The sequence below is a fragment of the Curtobacterium luteum genome (assembly GCF_014646995.1).
GTDB lineage: Bacteria > Actinomycetota > Actinomycetes > Actinomycetales > Microbacteriaceae > Curtobacterium > Curtobacterium luteum.
On sequence record NZ_BMOI01000012.1, the window covers coordinates 47,648 to 62,709 of the forward strand.

Here is a 15,062-nt window from a genome sequence, read left to right on the forward strand (position 1 = left end):
GAGGTATGAGGACGCTCAACGAACGGGGTGCACGAGGGATGCCAGGGCGTCGAGCCGCTCGGACGCGATGTCCTCGAACGAGCGCTCCTCGCCCGGCGCGATCCACCGCTGGAACGTCAGGTGGAAGACCGTCACCGCGGTCTCGGCCGCGATCGTCGCGGCGGGTTCGGGCACGCCGCGGTCGCGCAGCAGGGCACCCAGGTGGATCTTCAGGGTCGCGAGCTTGCCGAGTTCCCGTTCCTGGAGGGCGGGGTCGGCCTCGATGATCGTCTGTCGGGCCCGCGAGAACGGTCGCTTGTCACGGTCGAAGTACGTGCCCGCGGCGTGCACGTGCCGAGCGCACCAGGTCGAACGGGGCGGTGTCGGTCGGGGCCCGTTCGATCGGCACGGCGAAGATGGCGAGGAAGTCGTCCTGCCCGGACGGGAGGCGCGGGGCGGGCCGGCACCGTGCCTCCCGTCCGGTGTGGGGTCGCGTCGCTGGCGGACCGTCGGGCGGGTGCACCGCTGCGGGACGTCAGGGCCGTCGTCGTACGACGACGGCCCCGTCGTCAGTTGCACGCGCGGGCTGTCCCGGCGGGCACGGAACGACCCTGCCGCTGTCGTACGACAGCGGCAGGGTCGTATCGCGACGGCCAGCGACGGCCAGCCGGCACCGAGCCCGTCCCCGCTCCCGCCTCGCCCGCCGTGTCGCCTACTCGGCCTTCTGCATCTGCCAGGGCTCGGGCTCGCGGTCCCCGTTCGGCCGCACGGGCCGGACGTCGCCGACGATCGGGATCGCCCGCTTCCGCATGAACCACAGGTACCGCACGAAGAAGTGCGACAGCGTCGACAGCCGGTTGCCGTTGCCGAGCAGCGACGCGATGTGCACGGCCACCCACGCGGCCCACGCCACGGGGCCGACCATCGTGATCCCGCCGCGGAGCTGGGCGACCGCGGCGTTCGTGCCGATCGTCGCCATCGTGCCCTTGTCGAAGTACGTGAAGTGCTCGGTCGACTTCCCGTGGAGCAGGCGCTTGATCTGCTTCGCCACGTGCCGACCGCCCTGCAGCGCGGGCTGCGCGAGCTGGGCGAGCGCGTCGTCCTGCGCGGCGATGTCGCCGGCGGAGAAGATCCGGTCGACCCCCTTCACGCTGAGGTCGTCGTTCACCTGGATGCGTCCGCCGTGGGTCTGCGGCAGGCCCCAGCCCGAGACCTCCTTGTGCGCGGCGACGCCGGTGGCCCAGATGACCTGCGAGGCCGGGATGAACTCGCCGTCGGCGGTCACGACGCCGTCCGGCCGGACCTCGGCGACGCCGGTGTTCAGCCGCAGCACGACCCCGCGCTTCCGGAGGATCCGCGCGGCGTACCGGCGCAGGCGGGGCGCGAACGGCTTGAGGAGCTCCCCGCTCCGGTGCACGAGCGTGATCGAGATGTTGCCGCGTTCGATCTCGGGGTAGGCGCCGACGAGGGCCTGGTCCCGCAGCTCGGCGAGCGCGCCGGCCATCTCGACGCCGGTCGCCCCGCCGCCGACGATCACGATCTTGATCTCGTCCGGGCCCTGGTTGGCTGCTGCTTCCTCGAGCCGGGTGAACAGCTCGTCCCGGATCCGCAGGGCCTGGGACCGCGAGTACATCGAGTACGCGTACTCGTACGCGCCGGGGGTGCCGAAGTAGCTCGTGTTCACGCCGTTCGCGAGGACGAGCCAGTCGTAGTGCAGGTGCTCCCCGTCGCTCATCTCGGCGATGCGCTCGTCGGTGCGGATGCCCGTGAGCAGGCCGTGCCGGAAGTCCGCGTTGGACTGCTTCGCCCGGAGGCTGCGCAGGAAGTACGTCACGTCCCCGGCGTTCAGCCCGCCGGTCGCCACCTGGTACATGAGGGGCTGGAACATGTTGTAGACGTGGCGGTCGACGAGCGTGACCCGGACGTCGGTGTCCGCGAGCTCCCGCATGGCCGCGATGCCGGCGAAGCCTCCACCGACGATGACGACGTGTGGGCGGGTGTCCTGCGGCATGTGCTCCCTGGTTTCCTCGGACGGCGGATGGTCGCCTCCGAGGGTACGCGCGCTCCGCACCCTCCGCTGACCGTCACGGCCTGGAGGCGCGGGTCGATCCCGTCAGTCGTCCCGCCGCGCGTAGGTGTTCAGGACGTTCCCCTTGCTCGTCACGGTGCTGTCGACCAGCGTCAGGCGCGTGTGCGGGTCGGTCGGCTCGAAGAGCCGCCGGCCGGGTCCGGCGATCACGGGGTGGATCATGAGCTGGAGTTCGTCGAGCAGCCCGGCGAAGAGCAGGTGCCGGACGACCGAGATGCTCCCGGTGACCGCGATGTCGCCGCCGTCCTGCTGCTTGAGGTCGCGGACGAAGTCGTCGAGGTCGCCGGTGATCCTGGTGCTGTTCTCCCACGCCAGGTCGTCCCCGAGGCTGGTCGAGGCCACGTACTTCGGCATCGGGTTGATCCACCGGCCGAACGGGTCGTCGGCGTGCGCCGGCCACCACTCCGCCCACTCCAGGTAGCTGTTCCGGCCGAGCAGCACGGTGTCGGTGCGGGACATGAACGCCGTCATGCCCGCGCCGAGTTCCTCGTCGAAGCTGTCGTGCTGGAACTTGTAGGGCTCGACGACGACGCCGTCGACGGAGGTGAAGAGACCCGAGGTGACCTTCCGCATGCCCGGAGCGTAGTGGGACTGCGGCTCAGCTACCAGACCCGCCGTCGGTGCCGGTCCCGTCCTGGGTGCCGGTCCCGCCCTGGGTACCGGTCCCGCCCTGGGTGCCGGTCCCGCCCTGGGTGCTGCCGCCGGGGTACTGGCCGGAGCCGCTGCCGTACCCGGGGAAGCCGTTCGAGCCGCGGCCGGGGAACTGCGAGGTGCCCTGGGTCTGCTGGCCGCTGATGCCGTGGCCGATCGCGTACCCGATGCCGCCGCCCGCGAGGAGTGCGGCGACCCCGACCGCGCCGGCCACGACCGGCCAGAACCACGGCGGACGGGGCTTCGTCGCGCCGGGGCCGGCAGCCGTGCCGTACCAGGGCGTCGGCGTCTGCTGCGCGGTGTTCCACTCGGCGGCGTACGGGTCCGCGGCAGCGCCGCGGCCACCGGCGGCGGAGGGGTCCGTGGCGGGGGTGCGGTCCGCGGCCGGTGCGTCGTCCCAGCCGCTCGGGGCCGCGGCGGGGGCGGCGCCCCAGCCGCCCGGAGCGGCGGGGTACTGCGTCGGCGGCTGCGCTGCCTGTTGCGTCGGCAGGTGCGCCGTGGTCGACGGGGTCGTCGGGGTGGTGTCGTTCATGGGGACGAGTGCACACCGCGTGGCTATGCGTGGGTGATGACGAGGCTGGAGCCGCACTGTGGAGCCGCGGGTAGCGTCCATCCCGTGCGTGCGCGGGTCGAGACGGTGTCGGTCGGCGGGCTGCCCGTGCGGCTCCGGACGCTGGCCCCCGCCGGGCGGTTGCACGACCCGGTCGCGCCGACCGTGGTCCTCGTGCACGGCATCGGCATGTCGCACCGCTCGTTCGACCGCTCGCAGCGCGCCCTCGCCCGGGTCCACCGCACCGTGTCGGTGGACCTGCCGGGCTTCGGCGGGCTGCCGGCCGCCGGTCGTGCGCTCGACGCGGAGGTCCTCGCCGACCTCGTGGTCGAGGCCGTGCGGTCGCGGGGAGCGGGGGAGCTGGTCGTCGCCGGGCAGTCGATGGGGACGCAGGTCGCCGTCGAGGCTGCGCTCCGTCACCCGGACGTCGTGTCCTCCGTCGTGCTCGTCGGGCCGGTGGTGGACGACCGCCGCCGCACGCTCCTGCACCAGGCGCTCGGCCTCGGCCGGGACTGCCTCGTCGAGGGACCACGCATGAACGCCGTCGTGCTGACCGACTACCTCCGCAGCGTGCGCCAGTACCTCCGGGAGCTCGGCCCGATGCTCCGCTACCCGATGCTCGAGCGCGTCGCCGCCCTCGCGGTCCCGGCCCTCGTCGTCCGCGGTACGCGGGACCCGATCGCCCGCCACGGCTGGGGTGCCCGGGTCGCCGCGCACGCCGACCGTGGGGCACTCGTCGAACTCCCCGGCGCCCACCACGTCCAGGAGCACCAGCCCGTCGCGTTCGCGGACCTCGTGACCGAGTTCCGCCGTGTCGAGACCCTGGAACGCCTCGGGGGAGCGGAGGGGACGCGGTGACCGACGCGACCACCCCGGGAGCCGGGCCGACATCGACCGCGGGCGCCGTGCCTCCCGTCGGACTGGCCACACGCGCAGCGTGGGCCGCGCGGGACTGGCTGTACGCGGTGCGCTGGCAGGTGCAGAGCCTCGGTCCGACCACGGCGGACGACTACCGCGACGGCGACCGGCCACCCGTCGTTGTGATCCCCGGGGTGTACGAGACGTGGCACTTCATGCGGCCGCTCATGGACGCTCTGCACGACCGTGGACACCCCGTGCACGTCCTGCCCGTCCTGCGCCACAACGTGCGCCCGGTGCCGGCGTCCGCACGGGAGGTCGTGGCACACCTCGACGAGCACGACCTCCGCGGGGTGCTGCTCGTCACGCACAGCAAGGGCGGGCTGATCGGGAAGTACGCGATGGCGTCGCTCGACCCCGACCGCCGCATCGACCGGATGGTCGCCGTCTCGACGCCGTTCGGCGGGTCCTCGCTCGCCCGGTTGGCGCCGGTGCCGCACCTCCGGGCGTTCCGCGCCGCGGACCCGGTGCTCGCCGCGATGGGGCGGGAGCTCGAGGTGAACGCGCGGATCACGTCCGTGTACGGCGTCTTCGACACGCTCATCCCGGAGGGCAGCGAGCTCGCGGGGGCCACCAACGTCCGGCTCCCGGTCGGTGGACACTTCCGGATCCTCGGCGACCCGCGGACGCGTGAGGCCGTGCTCGCCGCGACGGACTGAGCCGCCCGGACGCCCGGCCCCCGCCGCGCGACCGCACGGCGGCCACGCGGCGGCACGGTGGCGCGTCAGGCGCCGGGCAGGAACAGGCAGAACGGGTGTCCGTCGAGGTCGAGCAGTACCCGCACGTCGTCCTGCGGCTGGTACGCAGCCTCGCGCACACCGAGGCCGACGGCACGCTCGACGGCGCCGGGCAGGTCCTCCACCTGGAAGTCCAGGTGCAGCTGCATGTTCTGCGCGCCGGCCTCGCTCGGCCACACCGGGGCGACGTACTCGGGGTCGTACTGCACCGACAGCCCGGCCCCGTCCGCCGGCCGCACCCGCGCCCAGGTCGGGTCGTCCTCGTGCACGGTCCAGCCCGTGAGCGCGCCGGAGAACCGGGCGAGCCGCAGGGGTTCCGGGGACTGCAGCACGGTGGCCACGAAGGTCGGCATCGTCGCGTCGTCGCTCGTCATGCGGCGGAGCGTACGCGGCTCAGGTCCCGCGACCGACCAACGACCGGTCCCGCGACCGGTCAGCGACCGGTCCCGCGACCGGTCAGCGACCGGTCCCGCGACCGGTCAGCGACCGGTCAGCGGCCGTCAGCGTGGGTCGACGCTCGCGCGCTCGACGATCTCGTGCGGAACCACGAACGTCTCCGGCGGTGCCGACCGGTCGTCGATCCGCCGGGCGAGCAGCCGCAGCGCCGCCCCCGCCAGGGTCTTGCGGTCGAACGCCACCGTCGTGAGCGCGGGGATCGCGAACGCCGCCGCGGCGATGTCGTCGAACCCCATGACGCTGACGTCCTCCGGCACGCGGACACCACGCGCCGCGAGCACGTGCAGCACGCCGAACGCGATCGAGTCGGTGAACGCGAACACCGCGTCGGGCAGGTCGTGGCGGTCCAGCCAGGCGGCGAACGTCCGGGCCGCGGTCGCCGTGGACCAGTCGTCGAGGGGCACGCGGAGCGCCGCTTCGACCGGCAGCCCCGCGGCCTCGAGTGCGTCGCCGTACCCGCGTTCCCGGAGCTCGCTCGTCGCGGTCGCACGGACCTCCGCAGCGGCACCGACGATCGCGATCCGCCGGTGTCCGGACGCGATGAGGTACGCCGTCGCCTCCTCGGCCGCGGCACGGCTCGCCACGTGCACCTGGTCGACGTGCTCGGGCTCGACCTCCCCGATCACGACGGTCGGCGGGAGGCCCTCGGTCGACGCCAGCACGCTCGCGCTCAGGGTGACCGGGTTGAGGACGAGGCCGTCGACGAGGTGCGCCCGCGCCCGGGACACGAGGTCGCGCTCGCGCTCCGGGTCGTTCGCGGTCTGGTCGAGCTGCACCACCCAGCCGTGGTCGCGCGCGAGTTCGACGAACCACTCGGTGAGCTCGGCGGCGTAGGGGTTCCGCATCTCCGGCAGCGTCAGGGCGATGACGCCGGAGCGGCCGTTCCGCAGCCCACGCGCGGAGAGGTTCGGGACGTACCCGAGCTCGGCGACCGCCTGCTCCACGCGCGCACGGGTCGCCGGACGTACGGGAACCCCACCGTTGACGACGTTGGAGACGGTCTTCGGTGACACCCCGGCGAGGGCGGCCACCTCCCGCACGGTCGCGCGCATCGTCCGAGCGTACCGCCCGGGTCGGCCTCGCTACGCCCGGAGCCCGTACCGGTGCACGTGCGTGCGGTACGGCACCCGGACGGTCTCGTTGCCGGCGGTCTCCGGGTGGCTGTCGAGCAGCTCCTCGACGGCCCGGCGCAGCTCGGCCCGTTCGGCGTCCGGCAACACGATGACGTAGCTGCGCGACAGGACCATGTCGAGGAACGCCGACCGGTCCTGTTGGTGCACCCACTCGAACACGCGGTGCTCCCGGGTGCGGAACGGGCCTCCGACGGCCGACTCGTCGTCGTACGCCATCCGCTGGGCCTCGGGCCGGGTGATGACGTCCCCGAGCCGCTGCGCCCAGTCCGAGGACTCGTCCCGCACGTTCCAGACCAGTCCGAGCACGCCACCGGGACGGAGGACCCGTGTCGCCTCCGCGACACCGCCCTCCGGGTCGACCCAGTGCCACGACTGCGCGAAGGTCACCGCGTCCGCCGTGCGGTCCGGCAGGGGCATCGCCTCGCCCGTGCCGTCCACCGCGCGGACGTCGGGCAGCAGCGCGGCCAGACGCGCCCGCATCGCCGGGTCCGGCTCGACGGCGACCACCTCGGCGCCGCGTCCGAGCAGCGTGCGGGTGAACTTGCCGGTGCCCGCACCCACGTCGACGAGTCGCTCCGCACCCGTCGGGACCAGCCAGTCGGCCACTGCGGCCGGGTACCCCGGCCGCCCGTGCTCGTAGGCGTCGACCGCGCTGCCGAAGGAGCGCGCGTGCTGCTCGGAGGTCATGGACCCAACTTGGCACCGCCGGACGGGAGGCACGGTGCGAGCCCGCCCCGAGCCTCCAGACCGTCACACGGTCGTGTCCGGAGCGTCAGTCCGCGTGCCGGGCGCTCCATGCGCGGAACGGCGCGGTCGGGTCCTCGACGCTGCCCTGCTCGGCGCGCAGCGCGCGCTCCTCGACGGGCTTGGCGTACTCGTCGTAGAAGGTCGCGAGGGTCATCAGGCGGTTGCCGTCCTCGTAGTGTTCGCCCTCCTGCTCCCGCGAGGCCGCGTAGACCACGCGGTCGGGCTGTGCGTAGTAGAGGGCGCCGAGACACATCGGGCACGGGTACGCGGTGACGACGACCTCGTACCCGCCGAGGTCGGTGATGCCCTGCTCGGCAGCCGCTCGGATCGCACGGATCTCGGCGTGGGCGGTGGGGTCGCCGGTCTGGGCGACGTGGTTCACGGCCTCGACGACGACCTCGCCGTCACGGACGATGAGACAGGCGAAGGGCTTGCCGCCGTCGGCGACGTTGTCGAGGGCGCGGGAGACCGCCAGGGCGGTGAAGTCGGTCGGTGGCGTGGATTCGTCATGGTGCATCGGTCAACGGTCCTCCGAACGGCTGCCCGGGCGGTGGGCGGCCGCGTACCCCGTCGCGTCGGGCCTGGTCGCAGCCGGCGGCGGTTCACTGGCCGGCATGACCGACCGGCCCTTCACCCCAGCGCTCGCCACGTTCTTCCGCGGACTCGCCGAGCACAACGAGAAGTCCTGGTTCGAGGACCACCGCGAGGAGTGGGAGCGCCACGTCGAGGCGCCGATGGAGTCCCTGCTCGAGGAAGCCGAACAGCGCTACGGTTCCGGACGCGTGCTCCGGCAACACCGGGATCTCCGGTTCACCCCGGACAAGCGGCCCTACCGGGAGGACACCGGCCTCACCGCGGGCGGCGTCTACCTCAGCGCCGGTGCGGACGGGATCCAGGCCGGCGGCGGGCTCTACACGCCCTCCCGTGCCCAGCTCACCGCCGCGCGCACCGCGATCGACGAGCACCCGCAGGCCGCCGCCGCGCTGCAGCGGCTGCTCGACGACCTCGTCGACGCCGGGTTCGAGCTCGCCGGTCCGCCGCTCAAGACCGCCCCGCGCGGCTACGACGCCGACCACCCGCGCATCGACCTGCTCCGGATGCAGCACTACGCCGCGCTCACGCACCTGCCCCTCACGAGTCCGCTCTCGGACATCGTCGACGCCTGGGAGCGGGTGCAGCCGCTGGTGCGGTGGACGGTGAAGTGGGCTCGGGCGGACGACGCCGAGGCCGCCGACGACCCGGCGCCGCCCGTGCCGGGAGCGCGGTCGATCGACGAGCGGGCCTGAGCGGCGGCTGCTGCTCGCTGGTGCGGTCCGCGTCTCGGTGATGCGGGTCGGTCGGTGCGGCTGCGCTGGCGAGGATCGTGTCTCGGTGATGCGGGGCCGGTCACGACTCCCCGCGCGGTTGTCCGGGGCCGGTCACGTACTGTCGCGCGCGGCGACGTGGAGCGACGTCTCGTGGATGCAGTTCGTGTCTCGGTGATGCGGCGGCGGTCACGACTCACCGTGCTGTCGTCCGGGGCCGGTCACGTACTGTCGCGCGCGGCGACGTGGAGCGACGTCTCGTGACCGGACGATGCGCTGCGTCGGGGTTTCGCGACCGGCGGCACATCGGCCCGTCGGCGCGTCGGCACGTCGGCGCGCCGGGCAACGGCCGGTCGGCGCGACGTCCGGACGGGAGGCCCGTGGCACGTCGGCCTGCACCCGTGCTCCCGTGCGCCGGTGCTGCTGCTCGGCCCTCAGCCGCGGAGCCAGCCGGCCTCGGCGAAGGTCGTCTGGAGCTCGGTGAACAGCCGCGACCCGTGGAACCCGTCCACGGCCGCGTGGTTGACCTGCACCGCGATCGGCATCACGGTCCGCCCCTCGACGTACCGGTACCGGCCGATCGTGAAGATCGGCAGCAGGTGGTCGAAGCCGTCCTTGACGTGCAGCGCGAACCCGGTGAACGACGCCCCGGGCAACGTCGAGACGTCGAACACGTTCTCCGGACGGTCCACCTGGGGGAACATCCGGTGGTCGTCCCGGTACCGCTCCATCGTCGTGACGGCGGCCTCGTGGAACCGTGCCGGGTCGTCGTCGTACGGCACGAACAACACGGAGAACGTCTCGGTGTCCGGGTGGAACACGGTGAACATCGGGTGCACGACGTCCCAGACCGCGGGGGAGCCGTCCTCGAGGAGCTGCATGCGGAACTCGGCGTGCCGGTTCACCACCGACGCGATCGCCCACAGCTGTGAGGCGTACGTGCGACGGTCCGTCCGCCTGACCGTCTCCGCGAAGTCGGTGACGTCGAGCTCGACCGTCATCTCCCACGTGCACGGCACCCGGTCGCGGTAGTGCTCGAAGTGCTCGCGGCGGGGCCAGGTGGCGAGGTCGATCGGGCGGAGCGCGGTCATGGGTGCCAGTCTGGCCCCGGTCCCTAGGGTGGAGCCATGCCGACACTGCAGCGCGTCCCGGCCCTCGTCGCCTCCAGCCAGCTGGCGATCCCGGTCGCCGAGGCCCTCGTGGCGCTGCCCGCCGACGTCCTCGGGCGGATCGAAGCAGCCCCGATCGACCCGGACCTCGCGGACACGGCAGCGTTCTCGGAGGCCTACGGCTTCCCGGTCGAAGGCGGCGCGAACTGCATCGTCGTCGCGGGCAAGCGCGGGGACGACGTCCGCTACGCCGCGTGCATCGTGCTCGCGCACACCCGGCTCGACGTGAACCGCGTCGTCAAGAAGCTCCTCGACGTCCGCAAGGCGAGCTTCGCCCCGATGGACCAGGCCGTCGAACTGACCGGGATGGAGTACGGCGGCATCACCCCGATCGGTCTCCCGTCGTCGTGGCCGGTCTTCGTGGACTCCCGCGTGCAGAATGCTCCCGAGGTCGTCATCGGCGCCGGAGTCCGTGGCGCGAAGCTGTTCCTGCCCGGCGCCGTCCTCGCGGGGCTGCCGCACGTCCAGGTCGTCGACGGTCTGGCCACCGAGCCGACGGCGGCCACCGAACCGACGGCGCCGTCGGAGTCCGGAGCGTGACCGTCCGGCTGCCGATCGTCGTCGACGAGCACGTGACGCTCGTCCTCGCCGACGACTCCGTGGCCGAGACCTACCGCGACCTCGTGCTGGACGACCTCGACCACCTGCGGCCGTGGGAGGAGCTTGCTCGACCGGGCCTCACGGTCGACGACGTCCGTGCGTACCTCACCCCGGGCCTCACCGGCTGGGCCGAGGGTTCCGGTGTCCCGACGGCGATCGTGCTCGACGGGGCGGTCGTCGGTGCGCTCGCCGCCCGGTGCCCGCCCGCGTCGACGAAGGCCGAGGTCGGCTACTGGCTGGCGTCGAGCGCGGGAGGTCGCGGAGTGATGACCCGGGCCGTCCGGGCGCTGGTCGCGGAGCTGTTCGCGGACGGGGTCCACCGTGTCGAGATCCGGACCGCTGCGGACAACCAGCCGAGCCGCGCTGTTGCCGAACGGCCCGGGTTCACCCTCGAGGGCACCCTGCGAGAGGCGTACCCGATCGACGGCGTCCGCCACGACCTCTGCGTCTACGCCCGGCTGGCGACCGACCCGGTCAGTCGTTCGGGCGGATGAGGCAGAAGGGGTGCCCTGCCGGGTCGAGGTACACCCGGAAGGTGTCCGTCCCCGAACCGGTCGCCGTCGCGCCGATCGCCAGGACGGCCGCCTCGCCCTCGTCGAGGTCGTCGACCTTCACGTCGAGGTGGCTCTGCTGCGGGACGTCCTGCCCGGGCCACTCCGGAGCGCGGTAGTCCGCCACCTGCTGGAACGCGAGGATCGGCCGGTGGTCGGTGAACGGGAGGGCGATCTCCGCCCAGTCCTCGTCGAAGGCGACGATCTCGCCGCCGAGGAGCCCGACGTAGAAGCGCGCCAGGGCACGGGGGTCGGGGCAATCGAGGACGACGACGTCGAGGGTGCCGATCATGGCGGCCACGCTAGCCCGGTCAGCGCGCGGCGGCCAGCGTCTTCGTGATCCGCTGCAGCGACACCGTCTCAGCGGTCCCGAGCTCCTGCGCGAAGAGACTCAGCCGGAACTCCTCGAGCATCCATCGGGCGTGCACGAGCTCGGGGTGGGCACCGACCGCCGGTGGGAACGTGCCGCCGGCGTCCGTGTACCGGTCCGTGGCGACGGTGACCTCGCGCATCCATGCGGCATCGCGCCCCGGGTTCTGCAGGAGCTTCTGCACCCGGGCCTCGATGCCCTGCAGGTACACGCGGATCCGTCGGAGCCGATCGAGGCCTGCGACCGCGACGAACCCGGGGAACACGAGCCGTTCGAGCTGCTGCCGCATGTCCGTCAGCGCGCCCAGGAGCGTCATCGCGTTCGCCTGCTTGATCGCCCGCTCGGCGTTCCGGTGTGCGGTGAGGACCGCGGCGACCTCGGACACCGCGGTGAACATCGTGTCGACGACGGTCGCGGAGACGCGGTCGCGGACCTGCTCGAACGCCGCCTGCTCGAACACGAGGCCGTCGGGGTGCGGCTGCCGGATGCCGGCGTCGACGACCGCAGCGAGGACGTCGTCGAACAGCGCCTGGGTCGACGGGTAGGGCGAGGCGGCGAGCGCGAGCTTCTCCTGCGCGGTCAGGTGCTGCTGGATGTACGACACGGGGGAGGGCACCGCGAGCATCACGAGCCGTCGGACGCCGGCGGGCATCTCGACCGCGCGGTCGCGTTCGGTGGCGAGCAGGCGCACGGCGACGGTGGCCTTGGGACCGGAGCCCTCCTCGACCAGGGCGGGGTAGGCGCGGATGACACCGCCGGACTGCTTCGTGTCGAGGACGCGGGGCAGGTCGCCCCCCGGCCAGGCGGTGAGACCCGACCGCTCGAGGTCGGAACCGGCCTGCGCGACGCGGAACGGGCCTCCCGGCCGGTTCGCCTTCGCCGTGGCGGAGGCGACACTCTGCTGGGTCCGGTCCTTGAGCTTCGTCTGCAGCGCAGCGAGGTCCTTGCCCGACTCGACCCGCCGACCGCGCTCGTCGACGACCGCCCACGTGGGCAGGAGGTGCTGCGGGACGCGGCCCAGGTCGAAGTCCGACTCGGACACCGGCACGTAGGTCATGCGCTGGATCGTCTTCGCGAGGGTCGAGCGGAACGACTCGGTCGGCTCCGTCGGTGCGTCGTCGGGCAGCTCGGCGACGATCTTCTCGGCCCAGTCGGCAGCGGGCACGATGTTCTTGCGGATCTGCTTCGGCAGCGACTTGATGAGCGCGGTCACGAGCTCCTTGCGGAGGCCACGGACCTGCCAGTCGAAGCCCTCCTCGCGCATGCGCGGGAGCAGCGCGAGCGGCACCTGCACGCTGACGCCGTCGTCCTGTGCGCCCGGCTCGAACCGGTACTTGATCGCGAGACGCTGGTCACCCGACCGCCACTGGGTCGGGTACTCCTGCTGGTCCTGCGCGGCTTCCGCCGCGTCCTCGGCCAGGAGGTCCGACCTGCGCATCGTGAGCAGGTCCGGTTGGTCGCGCCTCGCCTGCCGCCACCACCCCTCGAAGTCGCGCGTGGTCGCGACGTCCGCGGGGATGCGGGCGTCGTAGAAGTCGACGATCTTCTCGTCGTCGAAGAGGATGTCGCGCCGGCGTGTGCGCTCCTCGAGCTGCTCGAGTTCCTTCCGGAGTCGCCGGTTCTCGCGGTCGAACGCCTGCTGCGAGTCCCACTCTCCCTCGACGAGGGCGTGCCGGATGAAGAGTTCGCGGGAGTGCTCGGGGTCGACCCGCTTGTACTGGACGCGGCGACGCTGCACGACGGGGACGCCGAAGAGGGTCACGCGCTCGTACGCGACCACCGCGCCCTGCTTCTTCTCCCAGTGCGGCTCACCGTAGGTGCGCTTCAGGAGGTCGCCGGCGAGCGGCTCCACCCAGGCGGGGTCGATCTTCCCGACCGTGCGGGCGAAGAGCCGGCTCGTCTCGACGAGTTCGGCGGCCATCACGGCGTCGGGCTGCTTCTTGGCGAGGACGCTGCCCGGGAACACCACGAACCGGACGTTGCGGGAGCCGAGGTAGTCGCGCTTCTCGCGGTCGCGGAGACCGATCTGGCTGAGGAGTCCGGCGAGGAGGGACCGGTGCACCGCGTCGCCGTCCTCACTGCGTGACTGGGCCACGCGCACGTCGACCTGCTTCGCGGCGCGGACGAGCTGCCGGTACAGGTCCTGCCACTCGCGGATGCGGAGGTGGTTCAGGAACTCGGCCTTGCAGAGTCGGCGGAACGCGCTGGACGACAGCTCGTCCTGCTTGTCCTCGATGTGGTTCCAGAGGTTCAGCAGCGTGAGGAAGTCGCTCGTCGGGTCGGCGAAGCGGGCGTGCAGCTGGTCGGCGTGGGCACGCTTCTCGAGCGGACGTTCGCGCGGGTCCTGGATGCTGAGGGCACTGACGACGGCGATGACCTCGCGGCCGACGCCCTGCCGGCCGGCCTCGAGCACCATCCGACCGAGGCGCGGGTCGATCGGCAGCCGGGTCAGCTGGCGGCCGGTCTTCGTGATGCGGCCGTCCCCGTCCACCGCGCGCAGCTCACGGAGCAGGTCGAGGCCGTCCTTCACGCCCCGTGAGTCCGGCGGCTGGAGGAACGGGAACCGCTCGATGTCGCCGAAGCCGAGCGAGATCATCTGCAGGATCACCGCGGCGAGGTTCGTGCGGAGGATCTCGGGGTCGGTGAACTCCGGCCGCCGATCGAAGTCGTCCTCGGAGTACAGGCGGATCGCGATGCCCGCGCTCGTGCGGCCGGCACGACCGGAGCGCTGGTTGGCGCTGGCCTGGCTGATCGCCTCGATCGGGAGGCGCTGGACCTTCGCACGCGGGGAGTAGCGCGAGATGCGGGCGGTCCCCGTGTCGACGACGTACTTGATGCCGGGCACGGTCAGGGAGGTCTCGGCGACGTTCGTGGCGAGCACCACGCGGCGTCGGACGCCCGGCGTGCTGCGTCGCTCGAACACCCGGTGCTGGTCGGCGGCGGACAGTCGGCCGTAGAGGGGGAGGACCTCGGTGCCCGGGTAGCGCTTGCCCTCGATGGCCTCCTGCGCGTCGCGGATCTCGTTCTCGCCGGAGAGGAACACGAGCACGTCGCCCGGGTCTTCGCGCGCGAGTTCGTCGAGCGCATCGGTGATGCCCTGGAGGACGTCGCGGTCGTCGGGGGAACCGCCGGAGCCGTGGTCGTCGGTCCGCGGGTCGTCCTCGTCGTCGTCGCGACCGTCGCGGTCGTCGGTGTCCTCCGCCACGAGCGGTCGGTAGCGCACCTCGACCGGGTAGGTGCGACCGGACACCTCGATGATCGGGGCGCCGCCGAAGTGCTGCGAGAACGACTCGGGGTCGATCGTCGCGCTGGTGATGATGACCTTGAGGTCCGGGCGACGCGGCAGCAGTCGCTTGAGGTAGCCGAGCAGGAAGTCGATCGTCAGCGAGCGTTCGTGCGCCTCGTCGATGATGATCGTGTCGTAGCGCTTCAGGTCACGGTCGAAGTGGATCTCGTTGAGGAGGATCCCGTCCGTCATCAGCTTGATCTTCGTGTTCGCCGACACCTTGTCCGTGAAGCGGACCTGGTACCCGACGAGGTCGCCGAGCTCACCGCCGAGCTCTTCGGACACCCGCTCAGCGATCGTGCGGGCGGCGATGCGCCGGGGCTGCGTGTGCCCGATCGACCCGCGTCCGAGCTCGAGGCAGATCTTCGGCAGCTGCGTCGTCTTGCCGGAACCCGTGGCACCGGCGACGATCACGACCTGGTGATCGCGGATCGCAGCAGCGATGTCGTCCCGCCGCTGCGAGACGGGCAGCTCGGGCGGGTACGTGATGACGGGCATGTCGGACATGAGCATTCCAGGATA

At 72.5% G+C, this 15,062-nt stretch carries 16 protein-coding genes; 5 read left to right on the plus strand and 11 right to left on the minus strand.

Features of this window, described 5'->3' with window-relative positions; genetic code table 11:
* Nucleotides 1–15: 15 nt before the first annotated feature.
* The 4 genes from IEY20_RS13160 to IEY20_RS13175 form a co-directional block, all read right to left on the minus strand.
* The gene (locus IEY20_RS13160; RefSeq protein WP_175328033.1) at nt 16–330 is read right to left on the minus strand and encodes a hypothetical protein; all 315 of its coding nucleotides are present in this window, start codon (nt 328–330) and stop codon (nt 16–18) included.
* A gap of 361 nt (nt 331–691) precedes the next feature.
* Nucleotides 692–1,990, minus strand: a complete 1,299-nt coding sequence (locus IEY20_RS13165) for an NAD(P)/FAD-dependent oxidoreductase (protein ID WP_022904772.1) — start codon at nt 1,988–1,990, stop codon at nt 692–694.
* A 102-nt stretch (nt 1,991–2,092) separates the two neighbouring features.
* Complete coding sequence (locus IEY20_RS13170) at nt 2,093–2,641, minus strand: dihydrofolate reductase family protein (RefSeq protein WP_022904773.1); 549 nt, start codon at nt 2,639–2,641, stop codon at nt 2,093–2,095.
* Between the two features lie 25 nt (nt 2,642–2,666).
* On the minus strand, nt 2,667–3,251 hold the full coding sequence (locus tag IEY20_RS13175) for a hypothetical protein (protein ID WP_175328034.1): 585 nt from the start codon (nt 3,249–3,251) through the stop codon (nt 2,667–2,669).
* A gap of 84 nt (nt 3,252–3,335) precedes the next feature.
* Between IEY20_RS13175 and IEY20_RS13180 the strand changes: the two genes are divergently transcribed.
* Complete coding sequence (locus tag IEY20_RS13180; protein ID WP_022904775.1) at nt 3,336–4,127, plus strand: alpha/beta fold hydrolase; 792 nt, start codon at nt 3,336–3,338, stop codon at nt 4,125–4,127.
* A complete protein-coding gene (locus IEY20_RS13185; protein WP_307839846.1) occupies nt 4,124–4,846 on the plus strand; it encodes an esterase/lipase family protein in 723 nt (240 codons plus the stop codon). The genes IEY20_RS13180 and IEY20_RS13185 overlap by 4 nt, the downstream gene beginning before the upstream one ends.
* A gap of 65 nt (nt 4,847–4,911) precedes the next feature.
* Here the strand turns inward: IEY20_RS13185 and IEY20_RS13190 are convergent, their stop codons facing one another.
* The 4 genes from IEY20_RS13190 to IEY20_RS13205 all read right to left on the minus strand — a co-directional run bounded on the left by IEY20_RS13190 (nt 4,912) and on the right by IEY20_RS13205 (nt 7,777).
* Complete coding sequence (locus IEY20_RS13190) at nt 4,912–5,298, minus strand: VOC family protein (protein WP_229728055.1); 387 nt, start codon at nt 5,296–5,298, stop codon at nt 4,912–4,914.
* A gap of 126 nt (nt 5,299–5,424) precedes the next feature.
* A complete protein-coding gene (locus IEY20_RS13195) occupies nt 5,425–6,432 on the minus strand; it encodes a LacI family DNA-binding transcriptional regulator (RefSeq protein WP_175328035.1) in 1,008 nt (335 codons plus the stop codon).
* 30 nt (nt 6,433–6,462) lie between these two features.
* Nucleotides 6,463–7,200: a class I SAM-dependent methyltransferase gene (locus IEY20_RS13200; RefSeq protein WP_175328036.1), complete on the minus strand. Its 738-nt coding sequence runs from the start codon at nt 7,198–7,200 to the stop codon at nt 6,463–6,465.
* 85 nt (nt 7,201–7,285) lie between these two features.
* On the minus strand, nt 7,286–7,777 hold the full coding sequence (locus tag IEY20_RS13205; protein ID WP_022904780.1) for a nucleoside deaminase: 492 nt from the start codon (nt 7,775–7,777) through the stop codon (nt 7,286–7,288).
* A 97-nt stretch (nt 7,778–7,874) separates the two neighbouring features.
* On the opposite strand from IEY20_RS13205, the gene IEY20_RS13210 reads away from it, so the two are divergent.
* Complete coding sequence (locus IEY20_RS13210) at nt 7,875–8,546, plus strand: DUF2461 domain-containing protein (RefSeq protein ID WP_175328037.1); 672 nt, start codon at nt 7,875–7,877, stop codon at nt 8,544–8,546.
* 452 nt (nt 8,547–8,998) lie between these two features.
* Here IEY20_RS13210 and IEY20_RS13215 read toward each other — a convergent pair whose 3' ends face one another.
* Nucleotides 8,999–9,655 (minus strand): CatA-like O-acetyltransferase, encoded by a 657-nt coding sequence (locus IEY20_RS13215; protein WP_022904782.1) that lies wholly within the window; start codon nt 9,653–9,655, stop codon nt 8,999–9,001.
* Nucleotides 9,656–9,691: 36 nt separating this feature from the next.
* Here IEY20_RS13215 and IEY20_RS13220 point away from each other — a divergent pair, with 36 nt between their 5' ends.
* Together IEY20_RS13220 and IEY20_RS13225 are read left to right on the plus strand one after the other, a co-directional pair.
* Entirely contained in the window at nt 9,692–10,273 is a 582-nt protein-coding gene (locus tag IEY20_RS13220; RefSeq protein WP_175328038.1) for a YbaK/EbsC family protein, read from the plus strand.
* The gene (locus IEY20_RS13225; protein ID WP_175328039.1) at nt 10,270–10,827 is read left to right on the plus strand and encodes a GNAT family N-acetyltransferase; all 558 of its coding nucleotides are present in this window, start codon (nt 10,270–10,272) and stop codon (nt 10,825–10,827) included. Before IEY20_RS13220 ends, IEY20_RS13225 begins: the two co-directional genes overlap by 4 nt.
* Here IEY20_RS13225 and IEY20_RS13230 read toward each other — a convergent pair.
* Together IEY20_RS13230 and hrpA are read right to left on the minus strand one after the other, a co-directional pair.
* Complete coding sequence (locus IEY20_RS13230; protein ID WP_175328040.1) at nt 10,808–11,176, minus strand: VOC family protein; 369 nt, start codon at nt 11,174–11,176, stop codon at nt 10,808–10,810. The two genes, IEY20_RS13225 and IEY20_RS13230, sit on opposite strands and share 20 nt — an antisense overlap.
* A gap of 19 nt (nt 11,177–11,195) precedes the next feature.
* On the minus strand, nt 11,196–15,047 hold the full coding sequence (hrpA, locus tag IEY20_RS13235) for an ATP-dependent RNA helicase HrpA (protein ID WP_204620555.1): 3,852 nt from the start codon (nt 15,045–15,047) through the stop codon (nt 11,196–11,198).
* Between the last annotated feature and the right edge of the window lie 15 nt (nt 15,048–15,062).

What these genes read in the sequence shown, in the direction of transcription:
- IEY20_RS13165 (WP_022904772.1), bottom strand. Translation starts at nt 1,990, where the DNA reads ATGCCGCAGGACACCCGCCCACACGTCGTCATCGTCGGTGGAGGCTTC.
- IEY20_RS13170 (WP_022904773.1), bottom strand. Translation starts at nt 2,641, where the DNA reads ATGCGGAAGGTCACCTCGGGTCTCTTCACCTCCGTCGACGGCGTCGTC.
- IEY20_RS13175 (WP_175328034.1), bottom strand. Translation starts at nt 3,251, where the DNA reads ATGAACGACACCACCCCGACGACCCCGTCGACCACGGCGCACCTGCCG.
- IEY20_RS13190 (WP_229728055.1), bottom strand. Translation starts at nt 5,298, where the DNA reads ATGACGAGCGACGACGCGACGATGCCGACCTTCGTGGCCACCGTGCTG.
- IEY20_RS13195 (WP_175328035.1), bottom strand. Translation starts at nt 6,432, where the DNA reads ATGCGCGCGACCGTGCGGGAGGTGGCCGCCCTCGCCGGGGTGTCACCG.
- IEY20_RS13200 (WP_175328036.1), bottom strand. Translation starts at nt 7,200, where the DNA reads ATGACCTCCGAGCAGCACGCGCGCTCCTTCGGCAGCGCGGTCGACGCC.
- IEY20_RS13205 (WP_022904780.1), bottom strand. Translation starts at nt 7,777, where the DNA reads ATGCACCATGACGAATCCACGCCACCGACCGACTTCACCGCCCTGGCG.
- IEY20_RS13210 (WP_175328037.1), top strand. Translation starts at nt 7,875, where the DNA reads ATGACCGACCGGCCCTTCACCCCAGCGCTCGCCACGTTCTTCCGCGGA.
- IEY20_RS13215 (WP_022904782.1), bottom strand. Translation starts at nt 9,655, where the DNA reads ATGACCGCGCTCCGCCCGATCGACCTCGCCACCTGGCCCCGCCGCGAG.
- IEY20_RS13220 (WP_175328038.1), top strand. Translation starts at nt 9,692, where the DNA reads ATGCCGACACTGCAGCGCGTCCCGGCCCTCGTCGCCTCCAGCCAGCTG.
- IEY20_RS13230 (WP_175328040.1), bottom strand. Translation starts at nt 11,176, where the DNA reads ATGATCGGCACCCTCGACGTCGTCGTCCTCGATTGCCCCGACCCCCGT.
- hrpA (WP_204620555.1), bottom strand. Translation starts at nt 15,047, where the DNA reads ATGTCCGACATGCCCGTCATCACGTACCCGCCCGAGCTGCCCGTCTCG.